Source organism: Microlunatus sp. GCM10028923, assembly GCF_042666975.1.
GTDB lineage: Bacteria > Actinomycetota > Actinomycetes > Propionibacteriales > Propionibacteriaceae > Microlunatus.
In genome coordinates this window covers 138,830-156,480 of record NZ_JBHTFF010000016.1, presented here as the reverse complement: position 1 = coordinate 156,480, position 17,651 = coordinate 138,830, and the positions used below count along the sequence as shown (strand labels likewise).

Genomic DNA, 17,651 nt, shown 5'->3' with positions numbered 1-17,651 from the left:
TGGTGAACCGAGGAAGGGAACCCCTGATGTCCGAACCGAAATCCTTCACGCTGGACGTACCGGGTGCCGTGCTGCACTACGACATCCGGGAGAGCGACAGCACCGAACCGCCGCTGTTGCTGATCGGCTCGCCGATGGACGCGGTCGGGTTCACCACCCTGGCCGGCCACTTCGGCGACCGCACCGTGGTCACCTACGACCCGCGCAGCGCCGGCCGGAGCCTGCGCACCGACGGCGCCGCCCGGACCACGCCGGACGAGCACGCCGACGACCTGCACCGGCTGATCGACGTCCTCGGCGGCGGCCCGGTGGACATCTTCGCCAGCAGCGGCGGTGCCGTGAACGGGCTGGTCCTGGTCGCGCGGCATCCGGAGCAGGTCCGCACGCTGGTCGCCCACGAGCCGCCGGTGACCCAGGTGCTGCCCGACCGCGCCGCCGCCCTCGCCGCGGCAACCGACATCCACGAGACGTACCTGAAGAGCGGGATGGGCCCGGCGATGGCGAAGTTCATCCTGCTGGTCAGCCACCAGGGCGAGATCCCGGCCGACTTCCCGCAGTGGCCGGTCGACCCGGCGCAGTTCGGCCTGCCGACCGAGGATGACGGCACCCGCAACGACGCACTGCTCGGCCAGAACATGATCGACTGCAATTACCACGAGCACGACTTCGACGCCCTGCGCGACTCCCCGACCCGGATCGTGCTGGCGGTCGGCGAGAAGACCGGTGCCGCCCTCCCTCGCCGTACCGGAGAGATCGTGGCCGAGCGGATCGGCCAGCAGCCCGTGCTGTTCCCGGGCGACCACGGCGGCTTCGGTGGCGGCGAGTACGGCATGCCGCCCGGTGAGCCCGACGCCTTCGCCGCCAAGCTCCGCGAGGTGCTCGCCGGCTGACCGGGATCAGGCCAACAGTTCCCGCGGCAGCGCCTCGGCCCACCACGTCTCGATCCGGTCGGCCGACCAGGAGCGCTCCACCCGGAGCGTCGTGAAGACGTCGATGCTGCACAGCGCGGCGTAGACGTCAACGGCGGTGCGCACGTCGAGGCCGGCGCGAAGGGTGCCGTCGGGCCAGGACCTGAAGACCTCCCTGCGGTGCTTGCCGACCCGGCGCCTGCCCTTCAGATAGAAGTCGGCGAAGTCCGGTTCGGTGCGGCCGGCGTCCCGGATCAGCGCGATCAGGTCGCCCGCCCGCTCGAACAGGCGCCGGTCGTAACCGGCCATCGCGGCCAGGTGCTGCCGCGGGTCAGCGGTGGCCTCCAGTTCGTCGAGCTGCTGCGGAAGGCCCGCGGCCAGGTCGGCCGCGTCGGCCAGGGCCCAGACCAGCCCGGCCTTGTTCTGGTACGCCGCGTACACGGTGGGGACGGCGACGCCAGCTTCCCGCGCGACGTCGCGCACCGTGGTCGCCGCCCAGCCCTGAGCCACGAACAGCCGGCGCGCGGCCTCCGCGATCTCGGCGCGGGTCTGCTGCGCCTGCGACACGCGCCGCAGCGAGGTGTACCGGCGCCGGCCCGTCTCGTTCTCCACGATTGCGGTCCGACTTTCTGTAGCTTACATTCGATAGATGCACTGTAACGTGAATTCGTGGTCGCCGTGAGCATCACCGCGCTGGCGGGCGCGGCGGGACTCGGCTTCGTCCTGCTCGCCGTCGTGATCAACGTCGTGTACGTCCGCGTCGGGCTGCCGATGCCGGGCGCCCGGCTGTCCCTGGCCGCCGCCACCGACGCGCTGGCCGGAGCCGGGACCAAGATCAAGTTGCCGTCGGTGTTCGCCCCGGCCGGCTGGCTCTGCACGACCCTGTTCGCCGCCGGGCTGCTCGGCGCGCTCTGGCGCAGCGGCGCGCTCGAGAGCAACAGTTGGGCCCTGGTCGGCTTCGCCGGCGTCCTGATGCAGAACGCCGCCTTCATGGTCGTCGAGGCGCTCCGGTTCGGGGCGGCCGCGGCAGCCCGTCAGCGGCGCGACTCCGTCGCCGGCTGGTGGGCGGCCGGCAACGTGCTGTTCGGCTTCAACCAGGTCTTCCTGGCCGTCGCCGTGCTCGGCTTCACCGCCGCCGGGGCGAGCCTCGGCTTCATCCCGGCCTGGCACGCCTGGCTCGGCTGGATCAGCGCCGCGCTGCTCTTCGCGTCGGCGACCGCCGCCCCGTACAACGCCGACGGCACCAACCGGATCGCCGTGATCGGCCTGATCGGCTGGCTCGGCTGGGCCGCCTGGATCGTCGCCTACGCGATCACCCTGCTCCGCCTCTGACCTCGCCGATCTTGAGTGAATTTCCGCCGGTCAGTCGCGGCGGAAATTCACCCAAGTCTCGATGGGTCGTGGGTCAGCCCTTGCGGAGCAAGTCGCGGAGGACCTGGGGGTAGTTGGTGATGATGCCGTCGACGCCCCAGTCGCGGGCCCGGCGCATGCCCTGGCCGTCGTTCACGGTCCAGACGTGGATCTCCAGCTCCTGATCATGAACGAGGTCGACGGTCGCCTGGTCGATCACGCCGAGGGCCGGGTTCACCTGCTCGGCCCAGCCGGCGGCCGCCTCGATGTCAGCGGCGGTCGGCTTGGCTCCGTAGAGCAGGCCCACCGGAACCTCCGGGGCCAGCTCCTTGTAGTCGCGCAGCCACGCGTGATTGAAGGACTGGACGACGATCCGGCCGTCCTTCAGCGCCTTCTGCAGCGCGGGCACCGTGTTCAGTTCCCGGTCCAGATCCTTCTCGATCCCGGGGTAGAGCTCCGGCGCCTTCGGCTCCAGCAGCATCCGCGCGCTGCCGACGGCAGTGCCCCACTCGGCCAGCGTCGGCACCCGCTGGCCGGCGAAGGCGGAACCGAACCAGGAGCCGGCGTCGAGCTTCTTGATCTCGGCCAGCGTGAAGTCGCCGACGTTCCACGGCGCGCGGTCCGGGAACACCTGCTCGACGTCGGTGGTCCGGGCCAGCGTGGTGTCGTGCATGATCACCAGCTCGCCGTCCTTGGTGCGCTGGATGTCGTTCTCGACGGTGTCGGCGCGGTGCCGCAGCGCCTGCCGGACGGCCGCCAGGGTGTTCTCGGGAGCGACGCCGGAGGAGCCGCGGTGGGCGATCACCTCGGGGTCCCGATTCCGGTCCGTGGCGTACGAGCTCGGCGCCGTGGCCGGCACGATCAGGGCGGCGGCGAGAGTGGCGAGCAGGGGTACGAGGGCACGAGCAGGGCTGGGCATGGCTACCTCCGAGACGGACCGGGACGGATCGACGCGCGTCATGCTGGCCCGCCCGCGCCAACGCCCGGTTACCAGCGACTGAATGCCGGCCGTCGCCTTGGGACCCGTCGGGTGGTGCCCCTCACTGAGGGAGACTGGACGGCATGGAGCCGGCCGACCCCGTACCCGATGGATTCCTGGCTCCGTTCGAGGTGTCGCGCGCGGCCGAGGACTTGTACGGGCAGCTGCTGCGGACGGCCACCGACGGCGACCGGATCGATCACGCCGCGGTGGCGGAGCTGGCCCGGGTCGGGCTGGTGCAGGCCGAGGACGGTCACGTGGTCGCGGTGCCGGTCCGGCTGGCGGTGGAGCGGTGGGTGATCGAGCAGGAGGCGCGGATCCGCCGGGCCCGGCTCGCGGCCAGCCACTACGCGTCGATCCAGGGCACCACCTCGGGCGGGTTCCTCGAGGTGATCCGCGGCATCGACCAGGCCCGCGAGGCGATGCACCAGGTGGAGACCGGCGCGGAGCGTGAGGTGCTCTGCTTCGACCGCGCGCCGTACTTCAGCCAGCGCAAGGGCACCATCTCGCCGGTCCAGGAATCGGCGGCGCAGCGCGGTGTGAAGTACCGGGTGGTCTACCAGCAGGCGGTGCTCGAGGATCCGTTGATCATGGCCGCGGTCCGGAACTCGACCGGCCTCGAGGAGGCCCGCACCTATCCCGACGTGCCGGTCCGGATGATCATCGCCGACGAGGAACGGGCCCTGCTGCTGCTCCCGTACGGCAGCGCCCCCGACGCCGACGGCTCCCGTACCGACGAGCCGACGGACGCCGACGCGGTGCTGGTCCACCCGTCGACCCTGCTGGATGCCCTGGTCCGGCTGTTCGGCTCGATCTGGTCGCTCGCCGTCCCGATCTCATCGCTGGACGACACCTCCTGGGCCGACGAGCACCGGCAGTTGCTGCAACTGCTCGCGACCGGGCTGACCGACGCCTCGATCGCCCGCGAACTCGGCGTCAGCGAGCGTACGGTGCAGCGGCGGATCAACCGGCTGCACCAGCTGCTCGGCGCCAGCACCCGGTTCCTGCTCGGGGTCCAGGCGGCCAAACGGGGCTGGATCTAGCGCACCGGCCATCGTGTCCGAAACCGGACATTGCCGGATCGCGCCAGCTCCGGCCCTGTCGGCGACTCGGTCTCCTTTGGTTCATTGACCCCACACGAAATCCGCCCTGATCAGGGCGTTGAATTCTCGGGAGGGCATTGATGAATCAGTCAAGATCATCCTCGACTGCGGGCCGAGCCTCACGTCCACGACCGTCGTGGCGCCGCTGGATCGGCCTGTTGCTCGCGCCGGCGCTGGCGGTGTCGTCGGCCGTCTACGCGACGTCGACCCCGGCCGCCGCGGCGAGCAAGGTCCCCGACGTCGCCGCACTGGCCGGTGACCTGGCCCAGCAGAAGCTGGCCTGGGAGACCTGCGACTTCGGCGACCCGGCGCTGAACGAGCGCTTCAACGTGAAGAACGTCTCCTGTGCGACCGTCGTCGTGCCGCGGGACTGGCACGACCCGGGCAACGGCAAGACCTGGAACATCCGGATCTCGCAGGCGAAGAACCTCGACCCGGAGAACCCGCGCTACCAGGGCACGATGTTCGTCAACCCGGGCGGCCCGGGCGGCGAGGGTCTGATCTGGGGACCGGTGATGCAGGAGCGCACGCCGGACCTGAATCCTTACTACAACTACGTCGGCTTCGATCCGCGTGGGGTCGGCCAGAGCAGCCACGCCTCCTGTTCGTACGAATGGGACTCCGCCTCCACCGATCCGTACGCCGAGCTGAAGGCGGCCGGCCAGGCCTGTTCGAGCAACGCGGACGTCCGGACGATCAGCACCGAGCAGACCGTCTACGACATGGACTTCATCCGGCACCTGCTGAAGGCGCCGAAGCTCAGCTATGTCGGCTACTCGTACGGGACCTGGCTCGGCACCTGGTACGAGAACGTCTTCGGCGCGAAGTACGGCGGCCGGTTCCTGCTCGACTCCTCGATCGACGGCACCCGGCCGACCCTGCAGTCCACCTGGGATCTGCAGCCGATCGCCCGGGACCGGCAGTTCACCATGCACATGATCAACTGGATCGCCCGGCACGACAAGACGTACGGCCTCGGCGAGGATCCGTACAAGATCAGGGAGCGCTACTTCGCCGCCACGGCGAAGCTCGATCCGTTCACCGTGCTGCTGGCCTGGTCGCTGCTCGGCGGCGCCGGGGCGTTCAGCTACAACGCGGACTACCCGCTGGCCGGCGACGTGGTGCAGTTCTTGATCGAGTTCGGGGAGAGCGAGGAGGCAACCGCCCGGACGGCCGCGACCGAGAACCCGGCGGCCGCCGCCGACACGATGCTGGCCACGATCGAGAAGCAGGCCACCAAGCAGCAGCGTTCCAAGATCAAGGACGCCCGGGAGCAGCTCGCCCCGCTGACCGAGCTCGCCACCGCGGAGCAGCAGCGGCGGCGTTCGGCCCGGTCCGCCGAGACGACCGAGACCGGCGTGTTCGAGGACCCGTTCGACATGATCAGGTGCAACGACGGCCAGTGGACCCAGGGCTCCGCGTACTGGGAGGACCACAACGCCAAGCAGGCGAAGAAGGCGCCGCTGTCCAACCAGTGGGGGCTGCTCGACGTGCCGCTCTGCGCGTTCTGGCGGACCAACACGCTGATGCCGGTCGCCGACGCTGACACGTTCCCGGAAACGGTTGTGCTGCAGGGCGAGCTGGATTCGCAGACCGGCTGGGAGGGCGGCTACCGGGCCGGCACCGAGCTGCCGAACACGAGCTTGATCACGATCGACAACGAGGGGTCGCACGGCCTCTTCCCGTACGGCACGGAGCAGGTCGACCGGCCGATCATCAACTACTTCCTGTCCGGGAAGCAGCCGAAGGACATCGCGGTCACGCAGGCGTTGCCGCTGGTCCAGGACACCAAGACGTACCAGTCCTGGGCGAAGCTGAACAAGAAGGCCAAGCACGTCGGCGGCACGGTCACCTCGCCGTGGGTCCCGGCCGTGGCCGGCACCAAGATCGACGCCAGCGAGGCCGGCGCCGACCTGCTCGCCGCCGGCCTCTCGGAGCAGCTGCTGCGGCAGCGGGTCCGGGCGGTGTACGGCGAGAAGGGTGTCGACGCGCTGAACCGCAACGGAACCCTGTAGTCGCCCCAACGTTCCCTGAGCTTGTCGAAGGGCAAGGCCACTCCGGCTCTCGGCCCTTCGACAGGCTCAGGGTGTTGGCGGGCGGTTAGGGCGTGATCCGGTGCAGGTCCCTCGGGAACAGGGTGACCTCGCGGATGTTCGCGGCGCCGGTCAGCTGCGCCACGAACCGCTCCAGGCCGATCGCGAAACCGCCGTGCGGCGGCATCCCGTAACCGAAGGTGGCCAGATAGTCGGCGTACGACTCCGGGTCCTCACCGCGTTCGGCGAGCGCGGCCCGGTAGTCGGCCAGCCGGTGCAGCCGCTGACCGCCGGTGACCAGTTCGGTGCCCCGGAAGATCAGGTCGAACGAGTTCGTCCACCGATGATCATCCGGCTGCGGATGGGTGTAGAACGGCCGCTTGGCGGCCGGATACCCTTCCACGACGAGGAAATCTGAGCCGTGCTCGCGCCGCGCCCACTCACCGAGCCGGCGTTCGTGCTCCGGGGCCAGGTCCGGTTCGTCCGGGTCCGCGCCGACCAGGGCCAGCGCCTCGGCGAAGTGGATCACCGGGAACTCGGCCGGCACTGCCGGCAGCTCCAGCTCCGCCCCCGGCACCGCCGCGACGGCTTCGATCATGGCCGCGATCACCGACCGGAGCACCATGATCACGTCCCGGTGATCACGAATGAAGCCGAGCTCGGCGTCCAGCGACGTGTACTGGGCCAGGTGCCGGACCGTGTCGTGCGGCTCGGCCCGGAACACCGGCCCGACCTCGAAGACCCGCTCGAAGACACCGACCATGATCTGCTTGTAGAACTGCGGCGACTGGGCCAGATAGCCCGGCCGGCCGAAGTAGTCCACCCCGAACACGTTCGCGCCCGACTCGGTCGCGCCGCCGACCAGCTTCGGGGTGGCGATCTCGGTGAAGTCCTGCGCCTCCAGTGCGCCACGGAAGCCCTGCAGGGCCGCCGCGGCCAGCCGCCAGACCCGCTGCCGGGCCGGATGCCGCCAGGCCAGCGCGGCGTGGTCGAGCAGGGTCGGCAGCGAGGCCTTGAGACCGGGCCGCCAGAGTTCGAGCGGCGGCGGCCCGTCCGGCTCGCCGAGCACCTCCAGCTCGGGGTCGACCAGCTCGACCCCGCCCGGTGCCTGCGGGTTCGCGACGGCCCGCCCGGTGGCCCTGATCACGGTCTCCTCGCCGAGCTGCTCGGCGCGTTCGCGGTCCTCGGTGATCACCACCTGGGCCAACCCGGACCGGTCCCGGATGATCAGGAACATCACCGAGGCGAGCCTGCGCCGTCGGTGGATGAAGCCTTCGATCATGACCGTCTCGCCGGGCCGGAGATCATCGGCCAGCGTACGTTTCACGGATGTGGATGTGGTCATCTGCATTTCACCTCCTGGTAGCTGTTGCCCCGGGAGGTGTGGGCGATCGGGAGCTCGCGGTGCCACCACACCTTCGCCGGCCAGATCGGCCGGCCTCGGATCGGCCATTCGCCGCTGGCCAGACGGGCCCGGCTCGGAGGTCGTCACGCTCGTCGACACCGGGACGGGCCTAATTTAGCACCGCGCCGTCGTCCCGGGGGTACCGTTTTCCGCGCCGGCGCCGCTCACGTACCGTCGTCGGAATGAACGCCGAATCACTCACGCGCACCGACCTCGGCAGCGCCGCCGGGATCGTCTGGACCCTCAGCACCGCCGCCGCTGACCTGCCCGAGCCCTGGGCCGGACTGGCCGGCGCCGCGACGCCGGCGACCGTGCCCGGCGAGGTGTACGCCGACCTGCTGACCGCCGGGCTGATCCCCGACCCGTTCGACGGCGACAACGAGTCGAAGCTGTCCTGGATCGGCCGGACCGACTGGAGCTACCGGGCCACCTTCGCGTTCGACACCTCCGCCGGCACCCGGCACGACCTGGTCACCGACGGTCTGGACACGGTGGCGACGATCACGCTGAACGGCACCGAGATCGGCCGGACGGCCAACCAGCACCGCGGCTACCGGTTCGACGTGACCGCGCTGCTGGTCGACGGCGACAACGAACTGGTGATCGACTTCGAGGGTCCGGCGACGGCGGCACGGCGGCTGGAGGCGGAGCTCGGCGAGCCGCGGCCGGCCTCGTATGCCCATCCCTACAACGCGATCCGCAAGGCCGCCAGCACGTACGGCTGGGACTGGGGCCCCGACCTCGCCGGCGCCGGCATCTGGCGCCCGATCGGGATCGAGTCCTGGGGCACCGCCCGGATCGCCGCGGTCCGCCCGCTCGCCACACCACGCCCCGACGGCGGCGGTGTGCTCACCGCCCACGTCGACCTGGAATGGGCCGCCGGAGCGACCGCGCCGGCCACGGTCGGCGTCGAGATCGGCGGCCACCGGGCCGAGCAGGAGGTCGCGCCCGGCACCGCGGCCACGGTGATCACGGTCGACGTCCCGGAGGCCGAGCTGTGGTGGCCGGTCGGCTACGGCGATCAGCCGCTCTACCCGGTGAAGGTCACCGTCGGTTCGGCTGACAGCTGGCAGAGCCGGGTCGGCTTCCGTACCGTCGAGATCAGCACGGCACCGGACCGCGCCGGCAGCGAGTTCGTGATCGTAGTGAACGGCCGCCGGCTGTTCACCAAGGGCGCCAACTGGATCCCCGACGACGCGTTGATCACCCGGACCAGCCGGGAGACGTACCTGAATTCGATCATGGACGCCAAGGAAGCAGGGATGAACCTGCTCCGGGTCTGGGGCGGCGGGTTCTACGAGAGCGAGGACTTCTACGACCTCTGCGACGAGCACGGCCTCCTGGTCTGGCAGGACTTCCTGTTCGCCTGCGCCGCGTACGCCGAGGAGGAGCCGCTGGCCAGCGAGGTCGAGGCCGAGGCCCGGGAGGCGATCACCCGGCTCAGCCGGCACGCCAGCCTGGCGATCTGGAACGGCAACAACGAGAACCTCTGGGGCTACGTCGACTGGGGCTGGAAGGCACAGCTCCGTAAGGGTTCGGGGGTTGGCGAACTGACCTGGGGCGACGGGTACTACTCCGATCTGCTCCCGTCGCTGGTGGCGGAGCTGGACCCGCGGACTCCGTACACGGCGGGCAGCCCGTCGTCGCCGCCGAAGTACCACTACCCGAACGACTACCGGCACGGCACGATGCACATCTGGGACGTCTGGAACCGGGTCGACTACGCGCACTACCGGGACTACCCCGCCCGCTTCGTCGCCGAGTTCGGCTTCCAGGGGCCGCCGGCCTGGTCCACGTTGACCTCCGCGGTCCATGATCAACCGCTGGACCCGTTCGGGCCGCAGATGCTGGTGCACCAGAAGGCGGGCGACGGCAACCTCAAGCTGCAGCTCGGACTCGGTGATCATCTTCCGATGTGGAGCACCGAGCCGTTCCACGCCGACGACTGGCACTGGACCACCCAGCTCAACCAGGCCCGCGCGGTCGGGTACGGCATCGCGCACTTCCGCAGCCTGCACCCGCTGAACAGCGGCACCGTGGTCTGGCAGCTGAACGACCAGTGGCCGGTGATCTCCTGGGCCGCGGTCGACTCGACCGGCATCCGCAAGCCGCTCTGGTACGCCCTCAAGGCGGTCCACGCCGACCGGCTGATCACCGTCCAGCCGCGGCCGGCGAGCAACGGCCCGTTCGACCTGCAGCCGATCGAGGGCCAGGCACCGGCCGTGATCATCCACAACGACAGCGACGAGCCGTGGACCGGCACGTTGTCGATCACCCGCCGGAGCACCGGGCTCGGCAGCGAGACCCTGGCCGAGCAGCAGGTGCCGTTCGAAGCGGCGCCGCGCTCGACCGTCACGATCGAACCGGCGCCGGAGTTGATCACGCCGGAGGATCCGTCGGCCGAGTTCCTCGCCCTGACCGCGGAGGGGGCCGCGGACGCGCACTGGTACTTCGTCGAGGACACCAGCCTCCGGGTGCATCCGCAGGCCGACGCGGCGACGATCACGGTGACCAGCGAGGGCGACACCCAGCGGGTCACCGTGCGGGCGGAGGCGTTGATCAAGGACCTGGCGATCTTCCCGGACCGGCTGGATCCGGCCGCCCGGGTGGACAGCGGCCTGATCACGCTCACCGCCGGACAGTCGCACACGTTCCTGATCACCGCACCGGCGCCGCTGGACGAGGCGGCACTGACCACCAGGCCGGTGCTGCGCTCGGTGAACGACCTGATCACCGGCTGATCGGGGCCGCCGGCGGGCGCCGGAACAGCGGAGTGGGAGGTTGCGCTCGCGGAGTGACCCGTGCCAGTCTCAGGACCACGGGGCTCCGCAACACGCAGTCGCGGACCGCCGGGGGCTACGGGTCGCCTCCGGAGATCCACGGCGCCCGACCTGGAGGTCTAGATGAGTGACGTACAGGACATGGAGGCAGCGGCCGAGACGCCTGAGGAGAAACGGGCGACGGGCTTCGGGAAGGCGGCACTGACCGTCGCGATCATCGAGGTCGTGCTGTTCGTGGTCTCGATCGCGCTGCTGGTGGCCAACCTCGGAGTCCTGGTGAACGCGGTCAACCAGCTGATCCAGAACGGCACCACCGAGGCCGGTCAGGCCGTCGCGGTGGCCGGCATCATCGCCGTGATCATGCTCGTCGCGTTCGCCGTGGCCGTCGTACTGATCGGCGCCGCGATCACCCTGTCGGTGCAGGCGATCGGCACCGGCAAGGGCCGCAAACGGGGCATCCTCGCCCTGCTGCTCGCGATCTCGCCGCTGGTGCTGCCGGCGGTGTTGATCACGATCGGCGTGATCAACTAAGTCCAGAGAAGGGCCGAGCCTGCCGGAGCGATCCTCCGGCAGGCTCGGCGTACCTCATGATCAGAAGTTGATCAGAGGGTCTTCGCCTTCGGGTCCCAGTCCTCCGGCAGCAGCTCCGCCGGCGCGACGGTGCTCTCGACCGGGACGAACTGAGCCTGCTCGCCGGACTCGGCCATCGACGTCATGATGTCGAGGACGTGGTACGCCAGCGCGCCCTGGGCCCGGTGCGGCCGGTCCTCCCGGATCGCCCGGGCCAGGTCCAGCGCTCCGGTGCCGCGGCTGGACTTCTCGGTCGTGGTGCCGATGACCTCCCAGTCGTCGGAACCGGTCTTCCTGATCTTGACCTCGCCCTGGAACGTGTTCGGGTCCGGGACCAGCAAGGTGGCCTCGGTGCCGGTGATCTCCAGCAGCGTACGCGGCTGCGGCGAGTCGAAGCTGAAGATCGAGGTCAGCGACTGACCGCTGCTGAACCGGACCAGCCCGGCGGTCTGCGACGGCACCGTGACGTCGAACTCCTCGCCCGCCTTCGGGCCGGAACCGATCACGCGCTTGGCCTTCGACTTGGAGCCGATCGCGGCGACCGACTCGGCCGGGCCGAACGCCTGCACCAGGGTGGTCAGGTAGTACGGGCCGATGTCGAACAGCGGGCCGGCGCCGTCCTGGAACAGGAACGCCGGGTTGGGGTGCCAGGACTCCGGGCCGGGGCTCTGGAACAAGATCAACGCGGTCAGCGGCTCGCCGATCACGCCGTCCTGCAGCGCCTTGAAGGTGGCCTGCAGCCCGGAGCCGAGGAAGGTGTCCGGCGCGCAGCCGACCCGTACCCCCTTCTCCTCGGCCGCCTGCAGCAGCTGCTGGCCGCTGGCCCGGTCCAGGGTCAGCGGCTTCTCGTTCCAGACGTGCTTGCCCGCCGCCACGGCCGCCAGCGCCACCTCGGCGTGCGCCGCGGGGATGGTCAGGTTGACCACGATCTCGATGTCGGGGTTGTTCAGCACCACCGACGGGTCGCCGGCCTCGGCGATGCCCTTCTCCTCGGCCTTGGCCTTGGCCACCTCCGGGTAGAGGTCACCGACGGCGAGCACCTCGACGTCGGGGAAGCTCTTCAGGTTGTCCAGGTAGGTGTTGCTGATGACGCCGGTGCCGATGATGCCGACACCGACCGGTCCGGTGCGCTTGTCCGTCATGTTGATCAGGCCTCCTTGCCGGCGCTCAGGTACGCGAAGCTGGAGCCGACCGCCTCGATCAGGTCCTGCTCGCTGTCGTCCAGCTCGACCACCCGGAGCGCGTTCGGGGCGGCGTCGACGTAGTCCCAGATCGGGATCGAACCGGTGCCGAGCGGGACCTGCTTCTTGTTGTCCCGGGTTCCGTCACCGTCCTTGATGTGCAGCGCGACGACCTTCTCGCCCAGCCGCTGCAGCAGTGCCGGCACGTCGGCACCACCGACCTTCGCCCAGTAGGTGTCCACCTCCAGCACCACGCCGTCGGCCAGGTTGTCCGCCAGCACCTCCAGCGCATGCCGGCCGTCGATGATCGACTCCAGCTCGAACCAGTGATTGTGGTAGCCGACGGTCAGGCCGTGCGCGGCCGCCTTCTCCGCCGCGGCGTTCAGATCGGCCGCGATCTGCTTCACGTCCTCGGCCGACTCCCAGCGGGCCGGGTCGACGTGCGGATCGATGACCAGCGAGACGCCGAGCTCCTTGGCGACCGCGAAGATCTCGTCCTGGTCGCCCTTGAGCAGGCCGACATGGGTCGACGGAGCCGCCAGGTTGTGCTTGCTCAGCCCGGCCCGCAGCTGATCGGCGAAATCGGTCAGACCGAACGGCTCGACCTGGGTGTAGCCGAAGCCGGCGATCTTCCCCAGCGTGCCGTCGAAGTCCTCGGCCAACGCATTGCGCACGGTGTACAGCTGCACCGACAGGCCGGTCGGATGAGACATGGAGGCTCCCTCGTACTTGGTTGCGGTGGGTCAGACGGAATGGTGGCTGACCGGTGTCGTCCCTTGCGGGATCGTGGACGGTGGCCCGCTGGTGTTGGGGGCCGAAGATCCGCCGTCGCCGGGTGGCGCCCATGGGTGGATGGCGCCGTTGCATCCCATCATGTGTCCCGACTCTACCGAACCGGTTCAGTTCATGCAGTAGCGTCTCCCTTCACGGACACGAGGAGGTGTGGTGGTGGCTCGCATCACGATCAATGAGATCGCCCGCCGCTGCGGGGTGTCCAAGGGCGCGGTGTCGTACGCGCTGAACGGAAGGCCCGGCGTCTCCGACGAGACCCGGGAGCGGATCCTCAAGGTGGCCCGGGAGCTCGGCTGGGCGCCGAACTGGACGGCGCGAATGCTGTCCGGCTCGCGTACCGAGGCGTTCGGACTGGTGCTGACCCGGAATCCGCGGGTGCTCGGCAGCGAGCCGTTCTTCATGGAGTTGATCTCCGGCATCGAGAGCGTCCTCTCCGAGCGGTCGTACGCTCTGCTGCTGCAGGTGACCGCCGACCTGGACGCCGAGCTGGACACGTACCGGAAGTGGAACTCCGAGCGTCGGGTCGACGGCGTGATCTTGGTCGACCTCCGGCTCGAGGACCCGCGGATCCCGCTGCTGCACCGGCTCGACCTGCCCGTCCTCTGCATCGGCGACCCCGGCCTGGCCGCCGGCTTCCCCGCCGTCTGGACCGACGACGCGACCGCCATGATCAACGCCGTCGATTACCTGGTCGGGCTGGGCCACCGGAAGATCGGCCGGGTCTCCGGCACCGCCGACCACGGCCAGGTCGGGATCCGCAGCGAGGCGTTCCGGACCGCCACCGAACGCGCCGGGATCGAGGCCGTCGTCGCCGCCTCCGACTTCTCCGCCGAGGCCGGCCGGACCGCGACCCGCGAGTTGATCACCTCCGACGACCCACCGACCGCGATCCTGTTCGACAACGACATCATGGCCGTCGCCGGCCTCTCCACCTGCCTGGAACTCGGCGTCGCCGTCCCCGACGAGGTCGCCCTGCTCGCCTGGGACGACTCGTCCCTCTGCCAGATCACCCACCCGTCCCTGTCCGCGATGAGCCACGACGTGATGGCCTACGGCGCCCACGCCGCCCGCCGCATGTTCGAGGTCCTGGAAGGCACCACCAGCGGCGCCTACCTCGACTCCACCCCAACCCTCACCGAACGCGACAGCACCCGCCGCCCCTAACCCCCGCCGGGATCCCCGGGCCCGCCCCCACCCCACCCCACTGACCGGGCACAAAAGCAGGCGTTCTGGCGGCGTGTCGCTGCAGAGGTGCCCAGTCGAGGGAGCCGAGAGCGAGAGGTCCGCGAGCGGTAGGACCGGCCGGCACACGGGAACGAGATCGGCAGGCGCGAGGACCGGCGACGATCGGTGATGTCGCAGAGATCATGAAAGAGTCGCGGGCATGTCGAGCAGCGAATGCGCGGTCGTCCTGACGGCCGGATACGGAAGCCGCCTCTTCCCGGTAACGGCAGTCGTGCCGAAGAGCCTGATGCCGGTGCTCGACCGGCCGGTGCTGCACTACCTGCTGGCCGACCTCGTCGTGGCGGGCGTCGACGACATCGGCATCGTCGTCGACCGCGACGATCAGGCGATCCGGGCGTACGTCGCCGGCCTGCCCGAGGTGGCCGCAACGCTGCGTGCGCGAGGCTGGGCGCACAAGTTCGCCCCGATCGCGCGTGCGTACGAGGAGTTGGCGGCCGCCCGGTTCACGATCATCGAGCAGGACCTCACCTCCGGCGACTACGGCACCGCGGTTCCGGCCCGGCTGGCGGCCGACTTCGTCGGTGACCGGTCCTGCTTCTACCTCTCCGGCGACGACCTGCTGACCGCACCGGACGGCGGCGGCAACGCTGTTGATCTTGCCGACCTCCGGAGCGCAGCGACCGACTGCCTCGCCGCTATGCAGGTGACGGCGGTGCCGGCCGAGCAGGCCCACCGGTACGGCATCGTCGAACTCCGTGATCATGGAACGAGCCGTCGACTGGTCTCCCTGGTCGAGAAGTCGAGCACGGCCAACGGCAGGTACGCCAACATCAGTCGCTACTACCTGAGCCCGTCCGCCTTTCGCGTGGTCAGCGAGCAGGCGGTGAATCCTGACACCGGGGAGGCGATGATCACCGACGCACTGCTCGAACTCCTGGCCCGCGGCGGGATCGCTGTGTCGGTTGCCGGGGGCAGCTACTTCGACTGTGGATCGTTGGACGGCTGGCACCGGGCCAACGTCGCGATGATGGCGGCTCGGGAGTCGGCGACTCCCTCTATTTCCAAGGTATAGCGGACCCTGGGGCTTGCCGCAAGGCCCTGGGTGCGGGGCAGAATCATCCGCCGGCGGCAGTGGATCGAATCGGCGGGAGCACCCATGCGACATCAAGATCATTTCACCGAGGAGCGTCGGGGCACGGTGTTCGGGCTCCCCGAAGGCCTTGCCGAGAAGGCCGATCCGGAGTTGATCATGGCGGACGAGGAGCACCTGGCGACCGTTGCCGAGGCTCTCGCGGAGCGGATCGGGACGCTGGATGATCGCCTCGGCGCGCTGCGCCGCTCGCCGGGCGGCAAGGGCCGGTCCGCTTCCGACCGGGACCTGGAGATCCATCGGCTCACGGCCCAGCTGCGGCTGCTGCGACGGTTCGGGCTTGATCTGTGCCTGGGCCGGATCGTGCCCGACGACGGCGGCGAGGTGCGCTACATCGGGTGGCTCGGGCTGGCCGCCGAGGACGGGCGGCAGCTCTTGATCGACTGGCGCGCACCTGCCGCCGCACCTTATTTCGCGGCGACCCTGGCCGATCCGATGGGACTGGCCAGCCGGCGCCGTTACCGCTGGACGCGGGGCAAGATCACCGACTACTGGGACGAGGTCTTCGGCTTCGACGGCTTCGACGGCCGGGCCGCCCTCGACGACGACTCCGCCTTCATCGCCAGCCTGGGCAGCAGCCGGTCGCCGCGGATGCGGGACGTGCTGGGCACGATCCAGGCCGACCAGGACAAGATCATCCGGGCAGACTCCCACGGCGCGCTGGTGATCGACGGCGGACCCGGCACGGGCAAGACCGTGGTGGCGCTGCACCGAGCCGCCTACCTGCTCTACGCGGATCGGCGGGTCAGTGATCAACGCGGCGGACTCCTGTTCGTCGGACCGCATCGCCCGTACCTGGCCTATGTCGCCGACGTCCTGCCCAACCTCGGCGAGGAGGGCGTCCAGATCTGCACGGTGCGCGATCTCGTCCCGGAAGGAGCAGCGGCACCGGCCGAGCCCGACCCGGAGGTGGCCCGGCTCAAGGCGACCGCCGCGATGGTGGATGCGATCGAGCCCGCGGTTGCCCTGTACGAGGAGCCGCCCCGGCAGCGGCTGCTGGTCGAGACGCCCTGGTCCGATCTCTGGTTGAGCGCCGGCGACTGGGCCGAGGCGTTCGGCGCCGCCGGCCCGAGCACGCCGCACAACGAGGCCCGAGAGGAGATCTGGGAGGCCCTGGTGTCGATCTTGTACGACAAGCTCGACGCACCCGACGATCCCGACCGGCAGGAAGACTCCCCGGCCGAGGTGTCGGAGGAGGAGTTCCGGGCGGCACTCCAGCGCAACGAACTCCTGGTGACCACGTTCACCCGGGCCTGGACCTTGATCGGCGCCGCCGACCTCGTCTCCGACCTCTGGTCGGTGCCGGCCTACCTCCGCCGCTGCGCGCCGTGGCTCGCACCCGACGAGGTCCAGCGGCTGCAGCGCGAACGACCGCAGGCCTGGACCGAATCCGACCTGCCGCTCCTCGACGCCGCCCGCCACCGACTGGGCGACCCGGAGGCCGGCCGGCGGGCCCGGCAGCGGGAGCGCGCGATCGCCGCCGAACGGGAACGGATGGATCGGGTGGTCGAGGAGTTGATCACCGCCGAGGACGACTCGGCCAGCTCGCTGCCGATGCTGCGCGGCGAGGACCTGCGGCAGGCGCTGGTCGACCCGGAGGTCCTGCCGACGGTCGCGCCGGACCGGCTCGCGGGCCCGTACGCGCACATCATCGTCGACGAGGCGCAGGAGCTGACCGACGCCGAGTGGCGGATGCTGGTCCGGCGTTGCCCGTCGCGCAGCTTCACCATCGTCGGCGATCGCGCCCAGGCCCGGCGCGGCTTCACCGAATCCTGGGCCGAGCGGTTGCGCCGGGCCGGCCTCGACACCGTCAACCAGGCCACGCTGACGATCAACTACCGGACGCCGCGCGAGGTGATGGCCGAGGCCGAGCCCGTCATCCGTGCCGTGCTCCCGGACGTCCGGGTACCGACCTCGATCCGTACCGCCGGCGTGCCGGTACGCCACGGCCGGACCGGCGAGCTGGACTCGATCCTGGACGACTGGCTGGCCGAGCACGCCGACGGCATCGCCTGTGTGATCGGCCATCCCGCCGACCCGGGCCGGCCCCGGGTCCGGTCGCTGAGCCCGGCCGAGGCCAAGGGATTGGAGTTCGATCTCGTGGTGCTCGTCGATCCCGCGTCGTTCGGTACGGGGATCGCCGGCGCGGTCGACCGCTACGTCTCGATGACCCGGGCCACCCAGCAACTCGTCGTCCTGACCTCCTGAACCCCGC

Annotated in this window: 14 protein-coding genes; 9 read left to right on the top strand and 5 right to left on the bottom strand. The window is 70.2% G+C overall.

Features of this window, described 5'->3' with window-relative positions; all coding sequences use genetic code 11:
- Positions 1-26 precede the first annotated feature (26 nt).
- Positions 27-890, top strand: a complete 864-nt coding sequence (locus tag ACFQU4_RS31085; RefSeq protein ID WP_377499651.1) for an alpha/beta fold hydrolase — start codon at positions 27-29, stop codon at positions 888-890.
- A gap of 6 nt (positions 891-896) precedes the next feature.
- Here the strand turns inward: ACFQU4_RS31085 and ACFQU4_RS31080 are convergent, their stop codons facing one another.
- Positions 897-1,520: a TetR/AcrR family transcriptional regulator gene (locus ACFQU4_RS31080; RefSeq protein WP_377499649.1), complete on the bottom strand. Its 624-nt coding sequence runs from the start codon at positions 1,518-1,520 to the stop codon at positions 897-899.
- A gap of 57 nt (positions 1,521-1,577) precedes the next feature.
- Between ACFQU4_RS31080 and ACFQU4_RS31075 the strand changes: the two genes are divergently transcribed.
- Positions 1,578-2,240, top strand: coding sequence for a hypothetical protein (locus ACFQU4_RS31075; protein WP_377499647.1), 663 nt, complete (start codon positions 1,578-1,580; stop codon positions 2,238-2,240).
- Positions 2,241-2,313: 73 nt separating this feature from the next.
- Here the strand turns inward: ACFQU4_RS31075 and ACFQU4_RS31070 are convergent, their stop codons facing one another.
- Positions 2,314-3,177, bottom strand: a complete 864-nt coding sequence (locus tag ACFQU4_RS31070; RefSeq protein ID WP_377499645.1) for a glycerophosphodiester phosphodiesterase family protein — start codon at positions 3,175-3,177, stop codon at positions 2,314-2,316.
- 143 nt (positions 3,178-3,320) lie between these two features.
- Here ACFQU4_RS31070 and ACFQU4_RS31065 point away from each other — a divergent pair, with 143 nt between their 5' ends.
- Positions 3,321-4,280 carry a helix-turn-helix domain-containing protein gene (locus ACFQU4_RS31065; RefSeq protein WP_377499643.1) on the top strand — a complete coding sequence of 320 codons (960 nt, stop codon included), beginning with the start codon at positions 3,321-3,323 and terminating at the stop codon, positions 4,278-4,280.
- Between the two features lie 218 nt (positions 4,281-4,498).
- Positions 4,499-6,355: an alpha/beta fold hydrolase gene (locus tag ACFQU4_RS31060; protein WP_377499641.1), complete on the top strand. Its 1,857-nt coding sequence runs from the start codon at positions 4,499-4,501 to the stop codon at positions 6,353-6,355.
- Positions 6,356-6,440: 85 nt separating this feature from the next.
- Here the strand turns inward: ACFQU4_RS31060 and aspS are convergent, their stop codons facing one another.
- Positions 6,441-7,718 (bottom strand): aspartate--tRNA(Asn) ligase, encoded by a 1,278-nt coding sequence (aspS, locus tag ACFQU4_RS31055; RefSeq protein WP_377499639.1) that lies wholly within the window; start codon positions 7,716-7,718, stop codon positions 6,441-6,443.
- Positions 7,719-7,960: 242 nt separating this feature from the next.
- Here aspS and ACFQU4_RS31050 point away from each other — a divergent pair, with 242 nt between their 5' ends.
- Together ACFQU4_RS31050 and ACFQU4_RS31045 are read left to right on the top strand one after the other, a co-directional pair.
- Positions 7,961-10,519, top strand: a complete 2,559-nt coding sequence (locus ACFQU4_RS31050) for a glycoside hydrolase family 2 protein (protein ID WP_377499637.1) — start codon at positions 7,961-7,963, stop codon at positions 10,517-10,519.
- Between the two features lie 162 nt (positions 10,520-10,681).
- Entirely contained in the window at positions 10,682-11,089 is a 408-nt protein-coding gene (locus ACFQU4_RS31045) for a hypothetical protein (protein ID WP_377499635.1), read from the top strand.
- Positions 11,090-11,160: 71 nt separating this feature from the next.
- On the opposite strand, the gene ACFQU4_RS31040 is transcribed toward ACFQU4_RS31045, so the two are convergent.
- Both ACFQU4_RS31040 and ACFQU4_RS31035 read right to left on the bottom strand, forming a co-directional pair.
- Positions 11,161-12,270, bottom strand: coding sequence for a Gfo/Idh/MocA family protein (locus tag ACFQU4_RS31040; RefSeq protein WP_377499633.1), 1,110 nt, complete (start codon positions 12,268-12,270; stop codon positions 11,161-11,163).
- 5 nt (positions 12,271-12,275) lie between these two features.
- Positions 12,276-13,022, bottom strand: a complete 747-nt coding sequence (locus ACFQU4_RS31035) for a sugar phosphate isomerase/epimerase family protein (protein ID WP_377499631.1) — start codon at positions 13,020-13,022, stop codon at positions 12,276-12,278.
- Positions 13,023-13,257: 235 nt separating this feature from the next.
- Between ACFQU4_RS31035 and ACFQU4_RS31030 the strand changes: the two genes are divergently transcribed.
- The 3 genes from ACFQU4_RS31030 to helR all read left to right on the top strand — a co-directional run bounded on the left by ACFQU4_RS31030 (position 13,258) and on the right by helR (position 17,644).
- Positions 13,258-14,265, top strand: coding sequence for a LacI family DNA-binding transcriptional regulator (locus tag ACFQU4_RS31030; protein ID WP_377499629.1), 1,008 nt, complete (start codon positions 13,258-13,260; stop codon positions 14,263-14,265).
- Positions 14,266-14,485: 220 nt separating this feature from the next.
- Positions 14,486-15,358 carry a sugar phosphate nucleotidyltransferase gene (locus ACFQU4_RS31025; RefSeq protein ID WP_377499627.1) on the top strand — a complete coding sequence of 291 codons (873 nt, stop codon included), beginning with the start codon at positions 14,486-14,488 and terminating at the stop codon, positions 15,356-15,358.
- A gap of 84 nt (positions 15,359-15,442) precedes the next feature.
- The gene (gene helR / locus ACFQU4_RS31020) at positions 15,443-17,644 is read left to right on the top strand and encodes an RNA polymerase recycling motor ATPase HelR (protein ID WP_377499625.1); all 2,202 of its coding nucleotides are present in this window, start codon (positions 15,443-15,445) and stop codon (positions 17,642-17,644) included.
- Positions 17,645-17,651 lie beyond the last annotated feature (7 nt).